Here is a 16,506-nt window from a genome sequence, read left to right as displayed (position 1 = left end):
ATCCATTTACTAAAAAATGAAAATCAATAAGACCTCATTTTGAATTTTTTCTTCAGGTCATTCACCGAATTTCTAAAAGCGGAATCTGTTTCCATGAAGTCGTTCACCGTCTGAACAGCATGGATGACCGTGCTGTGGTCACGGCCACCAAAATGATACCCGATTGATTTCAAAGAATGGTTGGTAAATTCCTTTGCAAAATACATGGCTACCTGACGGGCAGTCACAATTTCCTTTTTACGGGTTTTAGCTTTAAGGTCATCAATCTTGATGTCGAAATAATCAGAAACAGTCTTTTGGATAAAGTCTATTCCAACTTCAGTTTCAATGTCCTTGACAATATTTTTCATGATCGCCTTGGCCAAAGCAAGGTCGATTTCGACACGGTTCAATGAAGCATGAGCCAAAAGTGAAATCATCACCCCTTCGAGTTCTCTCACATTGGTATCCACTGTATAGGCCAAATATTCGATCACATCATCGGGAATATAAATTCCTTCAGACTGCATTTTCCTCTTGATGATCGCTACCCTCGTCTCAAAATCCGGCATCTGCAGATCCGCAGTCAAACCCCATTTGAATCTTGAAAGCAGTCTTTCTTCCAAACCCTTCAAATCCTTTGGAGGACAATCGGAAGTCATGATGATCTGCTTTTTGTTTTGATGAAGGTGGTTGAAAATATGGAAAAACATCTCCTGGGTCCTGTCTTTCCCAGCCAAAAACTGGATATCGTCGATGATCAATACGTCCACCTGCATGTAAAAATTGGTGAAGCTTTTTACGTTTCCGTCTTTGATGGAATCCATAAATTGATTCACAAACTTTTCGGAAGAAACATACAGCACAAATTTATCTTCAGGTCCGTTTTTGATTTCGTTTCCTATGGCCTGCACAAGGTGGGTTTTGCCTAATCCAACTCCACCATAAACCATGAGTGGATTGAATGAAGTGATACCAGGCTTGGTTGCCACCGCAAACCCTGCAGATCTCGCCAATCTGTTGCAATCGCCTTCTATGTAGGTATTGAAAGTATAATTCTGATTAAGGTTGGATTGCAGGAGCGTATCACTGTTGAGTGATTGCATGTCAAAAGGGCTCCTGTGTTCGGTCGGTAATGGGGTTTTTTTCTGAGGTGTATTGGAATTTCCCTGAGGGAAATTGACCATATAAGGTTGGTTTTGGGAGTTACCTCTATCGACCACTACCGCATATTCCAATCTGCCATTATTGCCTAAGGTAGCTTTGATGGCAAGCTTCAAGACATTGACGTAATTATCTTCTAACCATTCGTAAAAAAACTGGCTTGGAACCTGAATAGTCAATGTTCCACCTTCCAAACGAACGGGATTGATAGGCTTAAACCAGGTAGAAAAACTCTGTTCATTAACGTGTTGTTCTATCACACGCAGGCATTCATTCCATACTGCATTTGCCTCTGAACTCATTTATATTTTTGTGTACAATGGATGGTAATATTGAGATAACCTTGCCTTTTTTTGAGGGGCCTCAAAATTGCGGAAAAATTATTTAAATAAAAAATCGAAAGGCCCTTGACTTTTCAATAAAAAAGCAAACCTTTTATCCTTTCAGATTTTTTGTTTTTTGACCTTCCGTGTTGAAAAAATACAATCATCCTGCAGCGCTCATGAGGCAGGTTTACGGGTTGGTTTTTGGAAATGGAATTTGCATAATAATTCTTAATATTTTTAATTTCCTTGCCGGATCCCAAGCTTTGACTCATTCCTTTTCCTTAAAATCGAACATTCAATTTTCATTTTTGAATTGCAATCAAATAATGGGTTTTGAAAGTTCTAAACCCTATTTTTACCTTGCTAAAGAATCGCACCTTTTTGCAACTCAGATTAGAATTGCCAAAATGAGTGCTGTATTTCTTTTTAATCCCGTAAACCCAAATATGAAAATTAATCTGTTTGAAGACTTTCCTAAACATTCAAAGGAGGACTGGATGGTTCACATCATCCGTGACCTCAAAGGAAAGGATTATGAAAAAACCCTGACATCTCTCACGGAGGATGGGATAAAAATTGAACCCATTTATACCAAACAAGATGGGCAGGGATTGGATGTACTGGACTACTACCATAACCGTGTCCATCAAGCATCCTCCATCCTGGGACTTCCTCCGAGAATATGGTCCAATGTTTCCGCTTTTGAAGGACCTGATGAAAAAACAACCAATGCTGAAATACTGGATGCCTTGCTCAATGGTGCCGATGCTTTGATGCTTCAGTTAACAGGGGATGAAAATTTGGAAGTTTTATTAAAGGAAGTCAATCCAAAATATATTGAGATTTTTTTGTCCTCAAAAGGTGATCCGGTCAAGGTACTTCAAATGTTTGTCAAATGGATCAATGATAATAACTGGGAAACAAATTCAATTCGAGGAGGACTTTTGTGGGAAGGTTTTGGATCAGTTTTGACCCAAGGAATAGGAAAGGAAACCATTACTGAGACTGCCATAGCACTGATGCAATTGGGGGAAGACCTTCCAAGATTCAGGGTATTTTCTATTGGTGCAGCTACCTACCATGATTCGGGAGCGAGCCTTGTTCAGGAGTTGGGATATGCCTTTAGCTCATGGATTGATTTGATAGAAGTCATGGTTGATCAAGGGTTTTATCCTCAGGAAATCATCCAAAAGTCGATGTTAAGAACATGTGTGGGTGGTGATTTTTTTCTTGAAATTGCCAAAGTAAAAGCTGCAAGAATAATGATGCATAAAATCATAAAGCTTTATCAAATCGATATTCCAGCCGAGGACTTATTCATATTTGCACAGACCAGTCTTTGGACTAAAACAAAATTGGATATAGAAACCAATATGGTCAGAAATACCACAGAGGCGATGGCTGCTATTCTTGGCGGCGCAAATGCCATGTATGTTCTTCCACATGACATCGCAAGTGGAAATTCAACATCGCTAGCTAATAGAATGGCTAGGAATGTATCTAATATTCTGAAGGAAGAAAGCTATTTGGATAAGATCTTGGATCCTGTGGCAGGTACTTATTATGTAGAAAATCTGATTGTGGAGATTTTGCAGAAAGTAAAAACCTTCATGGAGAGCATTGAAAACAATGGTGGTTGGTGGTCTTGTTTTGAGTCAGAGTTTATCCAAAATTCTGTTAAGGCTTCCCGAAATCGGAAAATGGAAGAAATCTTAGAGAAGAAAAGAACCAAAATAGGAGTCAATAAATATCTAAGTCAAAAGAAAAGTATTTTCAATTCAGGTGAATTTCCAATGGAAGAAAGTTGGCAGCTTTTGCCATTTAGAGATAGTATGTCAGTCGAAAACCAAAAAAGCCAGAATCCATGAGACCTGACATCAGTAAATTGAATTTTGAGCCTACTGAAAATCCCAATCCCTTGTCTTCCGGATCTGTTTGGGAAACTGCCGAGAAAATCAGTGTGCCAAGTGTCTTCAACAAAACGGAAATTGACGAGCTCCATCACACTGATTATGTAGCCGGTTTGCCGCCTTTTTTACGGGGACCTTACAGCACGATGTATGTCCTGCGTCCTTGGACTATCCGTCAGTATGCCGGATTTTCTACAGCAGAGGAGTCAAATGCCTTCTACCGCCGTAATCTTGCCGGAGGCCAAAAGGGACTTTCCGTTGCCTTTGACTTGGCTACTCACAGGGGTTATGATTCGGATCATCCAAGAGTTGTTGGTGATGTTGGCAAAGCCGGTGTTGCCATTGATTCTGTTTTGGATATGAAGATACTTTTTGACGGGATTCCATTGGATGAAATGTCCGTGTCTATGACCATGAATGGCGCAGTAATTCCCATTCTTGCATTCTATATCATCGCAGCGGAAGAACAGGGTGTCAGTCCAGAGCAACTCAGCGGTACCATTCAAAATGATATCCTGAAGGAATTTATGGTGAGGAATACTTATATCTATCCTCCATTGCCATCGATGCGGATCATTGCCGATATTTTTGAATATACTTCCAAGCACATGCCGAAGTTCAATTCCATCTCGATCTCAGGCTACCACATGCAGGAAGCAGGCGCTACGGCGGAGTTGGAGTTGGCTTATACTTTGGCAGATGGATGGGAATACCTGAGAACAGGAGTCGCTACCGGTCTTGATATCGATGACTTTGCGCCACGTTTGTCTTTTTTCTGGGCAATTGGGATGAACCATTTCATGGAAATAGCCAAAATGCGGGCTGCACGATTGCTTTGGTCAAAAATCGTCAATCTATTTAATCCCAAAGATCCCAAATCACTTGCCTTGAGGACCCATTGTCAGACATCAGGTTGGTCGCTCACTGCGCAGGATGTTTTCAATAATGTAACAAGGACAACGGTCGAGGCATTGGCAGCCGTACTCGGTCATACCCAATCTTTGCATACCAATTCATTTGATGAAGCGATTGCATTGCCTACGGATTTTTCGGCAAGGATTGCAAGGAACACCCAACTCTACCTTCAGGAAGAAACAGGAATCACCAAAGTAGTCGATCCTTGGGGAGGGTCCCATTATGTTGAATATCTGACAGACCAATTGGTTGAAAAGGCTTGGGGCCTGATCATGGAAGTGGAGCAACTCGGAGGAATGGCCAAGGCAATCGAGGCTGGGATTCCTAAAATGAGAATCGAAGAAGCAGCTGCCCGAAAGCAGGCGAGGATTGACAGCGGCAAAGATGTGATCGTGGGTGTCAACAGGTACCAAAATGAGGACATTGCGGATTTTGACATAAGGGAGGTTGATAACGATGCCGTCAGACTTTCTCAAATCGAAAGATTGAATAAATTGAAAAAAGAGCGGAATAGTGAAGAGGTCGAAATTACGTTAGCTGCTATCACTCAATGTGCCAAAACCGGAGAAGGCAACTTGCTGGCTATGGCTGTGGAGGCAGCAAGAAAAAGAGCTACTTTAGGAGAAATATCAGATGCTATGGAAAAGGAATTTGGCCGACATAAAGCCACGGTAAAATCCATCTCTGGAGTTTATTCGGCAGAAGCAAAGGATGATTCAAGCTTCAAAGAAGCAAAGGAATTGGCTGATAAATTTGCGGAAATGGAAGGACGGAGGCCTAGAATCATGGTGGCGAAAATGGGGCAGGACGGACATGACAGAGGAGCCAAAATCATTGCTACAGGATTTGCAGATTTGGGTTTTGATGTGGATATCGGGCCGTTGTTTCAGACACCTGAAGAAGTCGCCATGCAGGCCGCAGAAAATGATGTCCATATTGTGGGTGCTTCATCCTTGGCGGCGGGACATAAGACTTTGGTCCCGGCATTAATTAATGAATTAAAAAGATTGGGTAGGGGAGATATCATGGTCATTGCAGGCGGGGTCATTCCTCCAAATGATTATGAATTTTTGGAAAACGCCGGAGTTGCTGCAGTTTTTGGACCTGGGACAGTGTTGTCCAAGGCAGCAATTGAAATATTAAAGAAGCTTATGGAAGCGTAAATACCCTACACTTTTGGAGTCATAAATTCATCCTCAAAATAAATATAACCTGAATAATAATCAGTCTATATTTTTTTGAAAGCAGATTTTGCAAAGGATTTTATTGGGATATTTTATCGTAATTTGGAGTTTATTTGAAATTCGATACTATGGTTTTTTGTGCAGACTTGAGCTTTAAACTTCCCTGGGAAAACCCAGTCTTGATTTTTTCGAGCATCCTTTTTATCATTTTATTTGCTCCTATTTTATTGAATAAAATAAAAATACCCCAACTGATAGGTTTGATCTTGGCAGGTGCGGCTATCGGGCCAAATGGGATAAACCTTTTGGAGCGGGATAGCAGTGTTGTTCTATTTGGGACTGTAGGATTGCTGTATATCATGTTTTTGGCCGGACTTGAAATTGATCTTGGTGACTTTAAGAAAAATAGTAGCAAAAGCATGGTGTTTGGTATGTATACCTTTTTGATTCCCATGGCATTAGGAACCTTGGCGGGGATTTATGTGCTTAATTTCAGTATTCCGACTTCCGTTCTTTTGGCAAGTATGTTTGCTTCCCATACCCTGATCGCCTATCCGATCATCAGTAAGATGGGCGTGATCAAAAACAAAGCAGTGAGCGTCGCTGTGGGAGGGACTTTGATCACTGATACGCTTGCTTTATTGGTCCTAGCCGTTGTCGTAGGAATGTCCACGGGTGAAGTGACCGGAGGCTTTTGGTTGAAACTGGGTGTATCAATTCTGGTTTTTGCAGGGATTATCATTTTCCTGTTTCCAATACTTGGAAGGTGGTTTTTCAAGAGGAATGATGACAATATTTCCCAGTATATTTTTGTTTTGGCCTTGGTTTTCCTTGGAGCTTTTTTGGCTGAAGCTGCAGGTATTGAAGCCATCATCGGAGCATTTCTTGTGGGATTGGCCTTGAACAGGCTTGTTCCCCATACCTCACCATTGATGAATCGGATCGAGTTTGTAGGCAATGCTTTATTTATCCCATTTTTCCTTATTGGTGTCGGAATGTTAATAAATTTTAGGGTTTTTTACATGGACAAAGAAACCATATTTGTTGCCATAGTGATGACTGTTATCGCAACCCTGTCCAAGTTTTTAGCAGCTTATTTCACTCAAAAAACATTCAATTTTTCACGGGCTCAGAGAGATGTTATTTTTGGATTGAGCAATGCCCAAGCAGCCGCGACATTGGCTGCGGTTTTGGTAGGTTACAAAGTTATTGTAGGAGAAACGGAAACAGGTGAACCTATCAGGTTGCTGGGCGACAGTATTTTGAACGGGACAATTTTGATGATTTTGGTGACTTGTACCATAGCATCTCTTGTGGCACAAAAAGGTGCAGCCCAACTTGCATTGGAAGATGATGCAACTGAAAGTGAGGCTGACAGTGAGAAAGAAGTTGAAGAAAGGATTTTGATCCCCGTCAATTATCCTGAAAATATCGAGGAGCTGATTCACCTTGGCGTGACCATCAAATCCAAAGCTTCAAAGAACTCCCTCTATGCTTTAAATATTGTTCCTTCTGATTCCTCAGACGAAAGCAAAGAGAAATTTGCCAAAAAGCTTTTGGAAAAAGCAAGCATCAGTGCAGCCGCTACTGATAACAATTTGACCGAATTGATCAGGTATGATTCTAATCTGGTCAACGGAATCACCAATGTGGTTAAAGAAAACAAAGTCACAGACATTATTTTGGGGCTTCACAAACAACATGGAATCTCGGATTCATTTTTAGGAAAACTTACAGAAGGGATTTTGAGCAAAAGCAACATCACGGCTTTTATTTACCAAAGTCATCAACCGCTAAATACTGTAAGCAGGTACATTATAGTAGTACCTGAAAATGCTGAAAAGGAAATGGGATTTGTTTTCTGGCTATTGAGAGTCTGGAATATAGGAAGAAATACCGGCTGTAAGTTGGTGTTTTACGGCGCCAAAGAAACGCTTAAATACATTGCAGAAGTACAGAAAAAATACAGCATCGAAACTGGGTTTGTTGAATTTTCAGATTGGGAAGATTTTTTGATTATCTCAAGAGATTTGAAGGAAAATGATGCACTGATGGTGGTGTTGAGCAGAAAAAGTGGCGTGTCGTTTGATCCTGTGATGAATAAGATCCCTAAATTTTTGAACAAATATTTCAATAAGAACAATTACATCCTGATTTATCCCATGCAGTTTGACCTCGAAGAAGGTGGACGGCACAATTATATCGGAACTTCCATTATCAATCCGTTACTTTCCGGGATTCAGGATTTTGAGGGCTTCTCAAATACTGTTTCTAAAATTTTCAGGAAAAAATAAAACCCCGTTTTTGGCCGGGGTTTTTAATCAATTGTCTTCTCCTCTTAACTTGACTACAGCTCCTTCAAGCATGGGGCTTATCCTGACCTGACACGCAAGTCTGCTGGTTGGATAGTATTCGGGAAGATTTTCTAATTGGTCAAGCTCCGCATCCGAAGCATGACCAAGTTCATCCTTCCCTTCCAAAATCTCTACATGGCAGGTAGCACAAAGTGCCATGCCACCACAAGTGGCCAAGACAGGATATTCACAGGCTTTTAATATTTCCATTAAGTTCAACCCCATATCAATGGGAGCTTCCACAGGTTGACGGTTGCCGTCGTGATCTTCTACAGTAAATGTAACCATGTTCCAAAAGTAAGATTAAAATGAGTTAACACCGTTGACAGTGGTGTATTTAAAGCTCAATTTTTGGTCAGGATAGACAAATTTAAATGCAGAATGCATCATGATCGCCGCTTCATGGAATCCACAAAGAATAAGTTTGAGTTTGCCCGGGTAAGTGTTGATATCTCCAATGGCATAGATTCTTTCTACTCCGGTAGAATAATCACGCGTATCGACTTCGATGGCATTTTTGTCTATGTTCAATCCCCAATCGGCGATAGGTCCAAGTTTTGGGCTCAAGCCAAATAATGGGATCAAATAATCAGTATCAACTGTGATTTCTTCTTTGCTTTTTCCTTCCAAAACAACTGTCTTGAGAGTTCCATTGCCGCCAAGTTCTTTTAGGTTAGCAGAAAGAATCAAATCAATTTTTCCTTTGTTGGCAAGGTCATAAACTTTGGCAGCAGAATCTGGCGCTCCTCTAAAAGTTTCGTTCCTATGAACCAAAGTGACTCTTTCGGCCACATTGGAAAGGTAAATCGCCCAATCCAAAGCGGAATCACCACCTCCGGCGAGCATTACTTTTTTGTCTCTGAAATGCTCCGGATTTTTGACCATGTATGTCACTCCTTTACCTTCAAATTTTTCTAAATTCTCCAATACAGGTTTTCTCGGTTCAAATACTCCCAATCCTCCGGCAATGATGATCACCTGAGCGTGAACTTGGGTTTTGTCATTGGTCGTTAGAATGAATGACCCATCGGCTTGCTTTGCCAAATGGTCCACTCTTTCTCCCAAAGTAAAGGTTGGCTTGAAAGGTTTGATTTGTTCCATCAGGTTATCTACCAAGTCCTGTGCCTTGATTTCAGGATATCCAGGTATGTCATAGATGGGCTTTTGAGGATAAATCTCTGAAAGCTGCCCCCCAACTTGGGGAAGATAATCAATCAGATGGCATCGCATCTTAAGAAGTCCTGCTTCAAAGACTGCGAATAACCCTACAGGTCCGGCTCCGATGATACAAAGGTCAGTAGTAATCATGATGTTTGCTTTTTAATTTTTTAAACCAACAGATGGCGCTATTGTTCGTGCAAATATAATTAGTATAACAAGTATATTTTAAAACTTGGCTATATTCTATTCCAGATTGTTATAAATGGTATTTAAAATCCTTTTGAATTCTTCAAAATCGGTTTCGCCAAGATTTTCCCAGGCTTTTTCCCGTATAGAAGCAATCTTCGGCTTCAGTTCTTCTACTTTTGAAATTCCCTCTGCTGTCAATACCAAATGGAAACTCCTTCTATCCAAAGGATGGGGGACACGCTCTACATATCCTTTTTTGGTAAGAATATCAACGATACGGGTAAGTGTAGGCTGGTCCTTGAATACCATTTGGGCCAATTCTGCCTGACTTAGCAATTCATTTTCAGAGAGATTTTTCATGATCAGCCATTGGTCAACTGTTATGTCAAAGTCCTCAAGGTTGAATTTCCTTTGGGCATACTGCTTGACCCTTTTGGCAGTTCGGTCAAGTAGGAATGAATACTTACTGAATTGTTCTTGTGTCATACTAATAATTAGCATGACAAATATAACAATTAGAAATAAATTAAAAATATTAACCTACAAATTTTATAGGGAATTAGCGAAATGCTTGGAGATCAATTAGAGGCTAATCCTTCTTTTCTGTATATGAGATTGCCTTCCTTGTCCCATTCTGCCCGGATGTAGGGAGTAAAGTTTTTGGTGAAGGGTTTTTCTTGATATTGGATTTCTCTTTTTCTAACGGTTTTACCTTTTGCATTCCAATATTCGGTCCACAGCCCGACTTTCTCTCCAAAGTGGAATTCCCCGATTACTCCCACTTGGCCATTTTCATGGAAGTGGAAAAAATTACCCTCCATCAAGTCATACTCAATAGGAATCAGTTTTTCAATTTTCTTATCCTCTCCTTCATAATAGGTTACTTTTGAGTCTTTTGGCCACCCTTCAGCATAATGTAACTTGTCCTGCAATACTGTCTTGATATCAAAAGTCAGCCAAGTTCCGTGTTTTGTACCAAAAAAATAATAGCCTTTTTCTACCAAGACATCTCCGATTTCTCTCTCATAGGGTCCGTGGAGAAGGTAACCTCTAGCCGGATCAAAATCCTTATTACGGATGACTTTATCGCGGGAATCTATCCAGTAAATATCCCTGATGTAGGGATCCACAGGCCGATTTTGAGTGGTATAGTTATAAATCTGGTATTGGGTCTGATCCCGGACATTTTGTTTAACGTATCCTTTCTTGGTTTTTTCCCCGAAATAGATGTTCTTTTTGATCTTCTTTTTTTCCGCTTTTTTCTTTTCTGTTTTGGTATTGTCATCAAAAAGCAACAAAGGGGCAGTTGTGGGCAAAAATCTTTCAGAGACCACTCCGGAAGAATCAGGATCTGCAGTTTGAGTTTTCTTTTCTTTTTGTCCAAACGCCGGACCGCAAAAAAGGACTATAGTCAATATAAATAAAAGTCTTGTTTTCATCTATTTTACAAACGATTTGTCGGGTGACATTATTTTATTGTAAAAATATAGAATCCTTGCCAAATCAACAGTTTAAGTTTAGAATTAATCATTGTTATCTGTATTTTTGCCCGGATTTAAAAACAACAACCAAGAAAAATGAATTCTATATTATCCGATCGGATCAATCAGATGGAAGAATCGGCCACATTGGCCATGGCAAAAAAAGCACGTGAACTCAAAGCCCTAGGAAAAGACATCATCAGTCTTAGTTTGGGAGAGCCTGATTTCAAAACTCCCAAGCACATTCAGGAAGCAGCCAAAGCAGCGATAGATGAGGGCAAATACTTTGCTTACTCACCTGTAGCGGGATATCAGGACTTAAGGGAAGCGATTGCCAAAAAGCTGAGAGATGAGAACCATATCACTCAGGCGAAGGCGGAGAATATTGTGGTTTCTACTGGTGCGAAGCATTCCATTGCCAACGTATTTATGTGCATGATCAACGAGGGTGATGAGGTCGTTATTTTTTCTCCATATTGGGTAAGTTATGCTGAGATCATCAAGTTGGCAGGTGGTGTGCCTGTTTTGATCGAAGGTAATCTTGAGAATAATTTCAAAGCAACTGCCGCCCAATTGGAAGCTGCATTGACCGACAAGACAAAGGCTGTGATTTACTCCTCACCTTGTAATCCTACAGGTTCAGTGTTTAGTAAAGAAGAATTGGAAGCTATCGCAGAAGTAATTAAAAAGAAAGAGGATCTCTTTGTAATTGCCGATGAGATTTACGAATTGATCAATTTCAAAGGTAAAAACACCAGCATTGCCTCATTCCCGGGAATGTTTGAGCGGACCATTACGGTCAACGGCTTTTCCAAAGGATATGCCATGACAGGATGGAGAGTAGGTTATATCTGTGCTCCTTTATTTATAGCTAAAGCCTGCGAAAAAATGCAGGGGCAATTCACTTCCGGAGGAACAGGGATCGCACAGAGGGCCGCATTGGCTGCCATTTCTGGGGATCAGCAACCTTCAAAAGAAATGGAAAAAGCTTATTTGAGAAGAAGGGATTTGGTCTTGGGATTGATCAAAGAAATTCCCGGGATCAAAACCCACATTCCTGAAGGTGCATTTTATTTCTTTCCGGACATTTCAGACTTCTTTGGAAAGTCAGCTGATGGCCACACCATCAAAACTGCAGATGATTTCTGTTTGTATATCCTTGAGAAGGCAAATGTTTCCTTGGTTACAGGAGAAGCGTTCGGAGCTCCAAATTGTATCCGATTGTCTTACGCCGCCTCGGATGAGGAGTTGGTGGAAGCAATGAAAAGAATGAAAGAAGCCTTGGCTTTACTGAAATAAGAATCTTGCGTTGATTCACACAGCCCTGAGGTCACCACCTCAGGGTTTTTTTATGCGTTTTTATCTGGTAACTTTGAGCATTAAACCTCGATCCATGCTGAAAGTCCTTGTAATTACTCCTGTCAAAAATTCAGTTGAAAGTACATTGGAATGCGCGCAAGCCATTGCAAGTTCCAATTTTCCGGTGAAGCATATAATTTTTAATGATTTTAGTGCGGAGGAAACAAAGCAACGTTTGGAGCAGGAAAAAGGACAAATCGGGTATGAATTGATACACCTTGAGGATATCACGGATACTCCCTCTCCTAATTACAAACTTGTATTGCAAATGGCCCAAAAAGAAGCTGTAAATCTTGGGCTGCCTTTGATTGTGGTTGAATCTGATGTCATTATCAAAAAAAATACCATTCAGGAAATGATTGGATTTTTGGAGTTAAATCCCCAATCGGGTTTAATTGGGGCAATTACGGTAGGGGAAGATGGGAAAGTGAATTTCCCTTACCTCAAATTTAAGTCTAACCAAGAAGTTGTCATCAAAACCGAAAGAAGCCTAAGTTTTTGTTGTACGCTGTTTTCGCCGGAGTTTCTTTCGAAGTATGATTTCATGGAACTCGATGATACCAAAGACTGGTACGATACATTTATGTCCAAAAAATCGGTAGGATTGGGTTTTGATAATTACGTGCTGATGAATACTCCGGTTCTACATAGACCGCATGGAAGTAGACCATGGAAGTTGCTGAAATACAGCAATCCCTTCAAATATTATTTTTTAAAATTCTGGAAAGGGCGGGATAAGATTTAAATGGGGTGTATATAATCATGTGGTCCGAAAGGGTATTTGCATTAAATTGTTTGCGGTTTTTTTTGAAAGATGATAGGTAGGTGAAACTTAATATGATTTTGGAATTCTAATTTATTTTGGATTCTTAAAACACCTGCTTCAATTCAATTCAAAGTATAATAATATTCTGGTTATCGTAACAAATCTTGTAATTTGCTAACATTGACATAATTGAAATATAAAATTTCCAAGAAATTTTTTATTTTATTGTTTTTCTATTTTTAGTTGCCAAAATGAATCAATTTTCATCAGCCGATTTCCAAAAAGAAACTCTAAGCAGAAACCCCTCATCTACTAAAATAACAATATATTGAATATCAGTGAAATATGTAATATTTTTTGAGATAGATTGGAAACCAAAGCATCTGTATATAAAATGAAAAATATTTTTTATATGTTCTAAATAGTTTTAAAAGCCTTAGAACCTTGATTTTATACTTTAGTTCAAAAATATTTATAATTTTTTGGCTAATAAATCAAAAAATACCGTGATTGGCCTATTGCAATTTTCAATAAAAGTTTTTTATATTTGTCTCGGGTGATTAAGCAACTTTTTCTGCTAAAGACTTTTGATAATAAAACTGAATGGAGATTATTTAGATAATCATTTTTACTAATCTCCATTTGACATTAGAAAATCCGCACTAGTTGCGGATTTTTTTATTTGTGGACTTGATATTGCTTATTTTTGGGTATGGTAAAACTGCGTATAAATTGTTTCGTGCTATTTGCTAAAAATTTTTTCATTGGATTTTCAATAGCCTTAGGTTTCCTTTTCCTTTTGCCATCCAAATCAATAGCAAAAGAGGATACGACCTATTATGTTTCCTACAGGAACTTATTGACTACCAGGATATACACATCTAGGAAATATACCTCTCTTTTGATAACTGAAAATAACAAGGGTTCACGAATAGGACTTGAACCAAATTCTACCCTTAACCTTGGGGTGGGTGCCACTTACAATGATTTTACGCTGAACCTCGCTTATGGCTTTGATTTTATGAATCCTAATCGGGATCAAGTAGAAACACAATATTTGGATTTGCAGGCACATGCTTATCCCAAAAATTGGGTAATTGATCTATTTGCACAATTCTACAAAGGATTTTATGTAAATAGTTATACAGGTCCGCTACCCAATATCCCTTCTGAATTGGCATTTCCGGAAATGAAAGTAAGAAAGTTTGGTGCCAACGTTCAGTATTTATTTAATGGAGACAAGCTATCTCTTAAGGCAGCTTTTCTTCAAAGCGCTTGGCAAAAAAAATCCGCTGGAAGTCTTGTTGCAGGCATGGAGTTTTATTTTGGATCTGCTCAAGATGAGAATAACATACTTGCCGAATTTGTTCCCGTCCCCTTACAATTTAAAAGGCTTAATTTTTTTGAAATTGGACCCAATTTAGGATATGTGCATACTATTGTGATTGCCAAACATTTTTTCATTACAGGAATGGTTTCAGGAAATATTGGCATAGGAAACACCAGAATTTCTTCCGATCTGGCCCAAGAGGGAAGTTGGGGTTTTAACACCAATTATTTCCTAAGGGGTTTTGTAGGGTACAATGGTCCTGTTTGGTCGGTCAATGCCAATTATGTCCATAATAATGTCCGTATTCAAGAGGCGAGGAATTATTTAACAGATTTTCAGACAGGTAATTATAGAATCAATTTTGTCTACCGGTTCAATGTTGGTCCAAAACTTAAAAAACAACTAGACTATATCGACATCAACAGATACCTTCCCGAAAAAAAAGATAAGTAAAACCAGTAGGCGATTTTTTTATATTTTTACTCCCAAACCAGTAAATCCAAACATACCATGTCAGATCAATTCGGTATTCAATCCGCACTCCAAAACCTTGGTATCAAGCCGGAAAACCTAGGAACTTCCACCGGAAATGAGTGGATCAATACAGGAAAAGATTATATCAGCTCTTATTCACCGGCCGACGGCGCTCTTATCGGCAAAGTCCAAGTGACAGACCGTCAAGGGTATGAAAAGGTCATCGCCAAATCCCAAGAAGCATACCAGATCTGGAAAACCACTCCGGCACCAAGGCGTGGCGAAATCGTCCGCCAAATGGGAAATGCACTCCGCGAAGTAAAAGCCGATTTGGGCAAACTGGTGTCTTACGAAATGGGGAAATCCTATCAGGAAGGACTTGGCGAAGTGCAGGAAATGATCGATATCTGTGATTTTGCAGTAGGGCTTTCCAGACAGCTTTATGGATTGACGATGCATTCCGAGCGTCCAGGACACAGGATGTATGAGCAGTGGCACCCGATCGGAGTAGTTGGGATTATTTCAGCTTTCAACTTCCCGGTGGCCGTTTGGTCGTGGAACAGCATGATTGCTTGGGTATGTGGGGACGTCTGTATATGGAAGCCATCGGAGAAAGCGCCTTTGTCCAGTGTTGCCTGCCAGCATATTATCAATAAAGTGTTGAAAGAAAACGGATTGCCCGAAGGAATTTCGGGATTGATCGTCGGTGATTACAAAGTAGGGCAGATGATGACGGAGGATACCCGGGTTCCTTTGATCTCGGCGACAGGTTCCACCCGAATGGGGAAAATAGTCGGCCAAGCTGTTGCTGCTAGATTAGGCAGGTCATTGTTAGAACTTGGTGGCAACAATGCCATCATCATAACCGAAAACGCTGACCTGGAAATTGCCATCCGTGGTGCACTTTTCGGGGCAGTGGGGACGGCTGGACAGCGCTGCACTACCACAAGAAGGCTGATTATCCACGAATCCATTTATGATACCTTCAAGCAAAGATTGGCCGCGGCCTACACCAAATTGGTCATCGGAAATCCATTGGATGAGAAAAACCATGTAGGTCCTTTGATCGACAAAGAAGCAGTGGACATGTATCTCAAAGCTATAGAAAAAGTCAAAAAGGAGGGAGGAAAAGAATTGGTCGAAGGCGGAGTACTCAGCGGGTCAGGTTATGAATCCGGCTGCTATGTGAAGCCTTGTATCATCGAAGCTGAAAACCACTTCGAAATGGTACAGCATGAAACTTTTGCGCCAATCCTCTATATCATGAAATACAATACGCTGGAAGAAGCCATTGCCATGCACAACGGTGTGCCTCAGGGATTGTCCTCAGCCATCATGACGCTGAACATGCGGGAGGCAGAAGCATTTCTTTCGGCTGCTGGTTCGGACTGCGGCATCGCCAATGTCAATATCGGTACCTCAGGCGCAGAGATAGGTGGTGCTTTTGGCGGAGAAAAAGAAACCGGTGGAGGCCGCGAATCCGGTTCCGATTCTTGGAAAGCCTATATGCGCCGACAAACCAATACCATCAATTACAGCACTTCCCTGCCTTTGGCGCAGGGGATAAAGTTTGATATATAGTAGGCGAGAAAAAATCAGGAATGATCAAGGAATAAAATCCCTTCATTTTCAAGTGATTATTGAAATAAGGGATTTTTTTTCATTTTATAATTTGTACCAAATCAAATTAAATCTACCTTTGCAATCCGTTAAAATAACAAAGGTTATTTCGGGAGTTTAGCTCAGCTGGTTCAGAGCATCTGCCTTACAAGCAGAGGGTCGGGGGTTCGAATCCCTCAACTCCCACAATTATTATTCACACCTCATTTATTGGGAGTTTAGCTCAGCTGGTTCAGAGCATTCCGATCTTAAATCGGAAGGGTCAATGGTCCGGATCAAAAGAATATTTATTGA

12 protein-coding genes and 1 tRNA gene are annotated in these 16,506 nt (G+C 40.3%); 8 read left to right on the top strand and 5 right to left on the bottom strand.

Annotated elements, in window-relative coordinates; translation table 11 throughout:
- Positions 1-23 precede the first annotated feature (23 nt).
- A complete protein-coding gene (gene dnaA, locus M3O96_RS10345; RefSeq protein WP_249720402.1) occupies positions 24-1,445 on the bottom strand; it encodes a chromosomal replication initiator protein DnaA in 1,422 nt (473 codons plus the stop codon).
- A 470-nt stretch (positions 1,446-1,915) separates the two neighbouring features.
- Here dnaA and M3O96_RS10340 point away from each other — a divergent pair, with 470 nt between their 5' ends.
- The 3 genes from M3O96_RS10340 (at position 1,916) to M3O96_RS10330 (ending at position 7,772) form a co-directional block, all read left to right on the top strand.
- The gene (locus M3O96_RS10340) at positions 1,916-3,337 is read left to right on the top strand and encodes a methylmalonyl-CoA mutase family protein (protein ID WP_249720400.1); all 1,422 of its coding nucleotides are present in this window, start codon (positions 1,916-1,918) and stop codon (positions 3,335-3,337) included.
- The gene (gene scpA / locus M3O96_RS10335) at positions 3,334-5,457 is read left to right on the top strand and encodes a methylmalonyl-CoA mutase (protein ID WP_249720398.1); all 2,124 of its coding nucleotides are present in this window, start codon (positions 3,334-3,336) and stop codon (positions 5,455-5,457) included. Before M3O96_RS10340 ends, scpA begins: the two co-directional genes overlap by 4 nt.
- A gap of 149 nt (positions 5,458-5,606) precedes the next feature.
- On the top strand, positions 5,607-7,772 hold the full coding sequence (locus tag M3O96_RS10330) for a cation:proton antiporter (RefSeq protein WP_249720397.1): 2,166 nt from the start codon (positions 5,607-5,609) through the stop codon (positions 7,770-7,772).
- A 27-nt stretch (positions 7,773-7,799) separates the two neighbouring features.
- On the opposite strand, the gene M3O96_RS10325 is transcribed toward M3O96_RS10330, so the two are convergent.
- The 4 genes from M3O96_RS10325 to M3O96_RS10310 all read right to left on the bottom strand — a co-directional run bounded on the left by M3O96_RS10325 (position 7,800) and on the right by M3O96_RS10310 (position 10,621).
- Positions 7,800-8,120, bottom strand: a complete 321-nt coding sequence (locus M3O96_RS10325; RefSeq protein ID WP_241124582.1) for a 2Fe-2S iron-sulfur cluster-binding protein — start codon at positions 8,118-8,120, stop codon at positions 7,800-7,802.
- A 15-nt stretch (positions 8,121-8,135) separates the two neighbouring features.
- Complete coding sequence (locus M3O96_RS10320) at positions 8,136-9,140, bottom strand: NAD(P)/FAD-dependent oxidoreductase (protein ID WP_249720395.1); 1,005 nt, start codon at positions 9,138-9,140, stop codon at positions 8,136-8,138.
- Positions 9,141-9,236: 96 nt separating this feature from the next.
- The gene (locus M3O96_RS10315) at positions 9,237-9,668 is read right to left on the bottom strand and encodes a MarR family winged helix-turn-helix transcriptional regulator (protein ID WP_249720393.1); all 432 of its coding nucleotides are present in this window, start codon (positions 9,666-9,668) and stop codon (positions 9,237-9,239) included.
- Between the two features lie 92 nt (positions 9,669-9,760).
- A complete protein-coding gene (locus tag M3O96_RS10310; RefSeq protein WP_249720391.1) occupies positions 9,761-10,621 on the bottom strand; it encodes a toxin-antitoxin system YwqK family antitoxin in 861 nt (286 codons plus the stop codon).
- 138 nt (positions 10,622-10,759) lie between these two features.
- Here M3O96_RS10310 and M3O96_RS10305 point away from each other — a divergent pair, with 138 nt between their 5' ends.
- From M3O96_RS10305 to M3O96_RS10285, 5 genes are all read left to right on the top strand, one after another.
- Complete coding sequence (locus M3O96_RS10305) at positions 10,760-11,962, top strand: pyridoxal phosphate-dependent aminotransferase (protein ID WP_249720389.1); 1,203 nt, start codon at positions 10,760-10,762, stop codon at positions 11,960-11,962.
- Between the two features lie 94 nt (positions 11,963-12,056).
- Entirely contained in the window at positions 12,057-12,767 is a 711-nt protein-coding gene (locus tag M3O96_RS10300; protein WP_249720387.1) for a glycosyltransferase family A protein, read from the top strand.
- A 733-nt stretch (positions 12,768-13,500) separates the two neighbouring features.
- Positions 13,501-14,571, top strand: a complete 1,071-nt coding sequence (locus tag M3O96_RS10295) for a DUF4421 domain-containing protein (RefSeq protein WP_249720386.1) — start codon at positions 13,501-13,503, stop codon at positions 14,569-14,571.
- A gap of 57 nt (positions 14,572-14,628) precedes the next feature.
- Positions 14,629-16,173 carry an L-piperidine-6-carboxylate dehydrogenase gene (gene amaB / locus M3O96_RS10290; protein WP_249720385.1) on the top strand — a complete coding sequence of 515 codons (1,545 nt, stop codon included), beginning with the start codon at positions 14,629-14,631 and terminating at the stop codon, positions 16,171-16,173.
- 150 nt (positions 16,174-16,323) lie between these two features.
- Positions 16,324-16,398: transfer RNA gene (locus tag M3O96_RS10285), tRNA-Val, on the top strand.
- The last annotated feature ends 108 nt before the right edge of the window (positions 16,399-16,506 follow it).

This window comes from Aquiflexum sp. TKW24L, from assembly GCF_023502205.1.
GTDB lineage: Bacteria > Bacteroidota > Bacteroidia > Cytophagales > Cyclobacteriaceae > Cognataquiflexum.
Note: the sequence above shows the minus strand (reverse complement) of the source record. Positions and strands in the feature narration are given on the sequence as shown.

Coding starts and splice junctions, on each gene's coding strand:
- dnaA (WP_249720402.1), bottom strand. CDS start 1,445: ATGAGTTCAGAGGCAAATGCAGTATGGAATGAATGCCTGCGTGTGATA.
- M3O96_RS10320 (WP_249720395.1), bottom strand. CDS start 9,140: ATGATTACTACTGACCTTTGTATCATCGGAGCCGGACCTGTAGGGTTA.
- M3O96_RS10315 (WP_249720393.1), bottom strand. CDS start 9,668: ATGACACAAGAACAATTCAGTAAGTATTCATTCCTACTTGACCGAACT.
- scpA (WP_249720398.1), top strand. CDS start 3,334: ATGAGACCTGACATCAGTAAATTGAATTTTGAGCCTACTGAAAATCCC.
- M3O96_RS10305 (WP_249720389.1), top strand. CDS start 10,760: ATGAATTCTATATTATCCGATCGGATCAATCAGATGGAAGAATCGGCC.
- amaB (WP_249720385.1), top strand. CDS start 14,629: ATGTCAGATCAATTCGGTATTCAATCCGCACTCCAAAACCTTGGTATC.
- M3O96_RS10295 (WP_249720386.1), top strand. CDS start 13,501: ATGGTAAAACTGCGTATAAATTGTTTCGTGCTATTTGCTAAAAATTTT.
- M3O96_RS10300 (WP_249720387.1), top strand. CDS start 12,057: ATGCTGAAAGTCCTTGTAATTACTCCTGTCAAAAATTCAGTTGAAAGT.
- M3O96_RS10330 (WP_249720397.1), top strand. CDS start 5,607: ATGGTTTTTTGTGCAGACTTGAGCTTTAAACTTCCCTGGGAAAACCCA.
- M3O96_RS10340 (WP_249720400.1), top strand. CDS start 1,916: ATGAAAATTAATCTGTTTGAAGACTTTCCTAAACATTCAAAGGAGGAC.
- M3O96_RS10310 (WP_249720391.1), bottom strand. CDS start 10,621: ATGAAAACAAGACTTTTATTTATATTGACTATAGTCCTTTTTTGCGGT.
- M3O96_RS10325 (WP_241124582.1), bottom strand. CDS start 8,120: ATGGTTACATTTACTGTAGAAGATCACGACGGCAACCGTCAACCTGTG.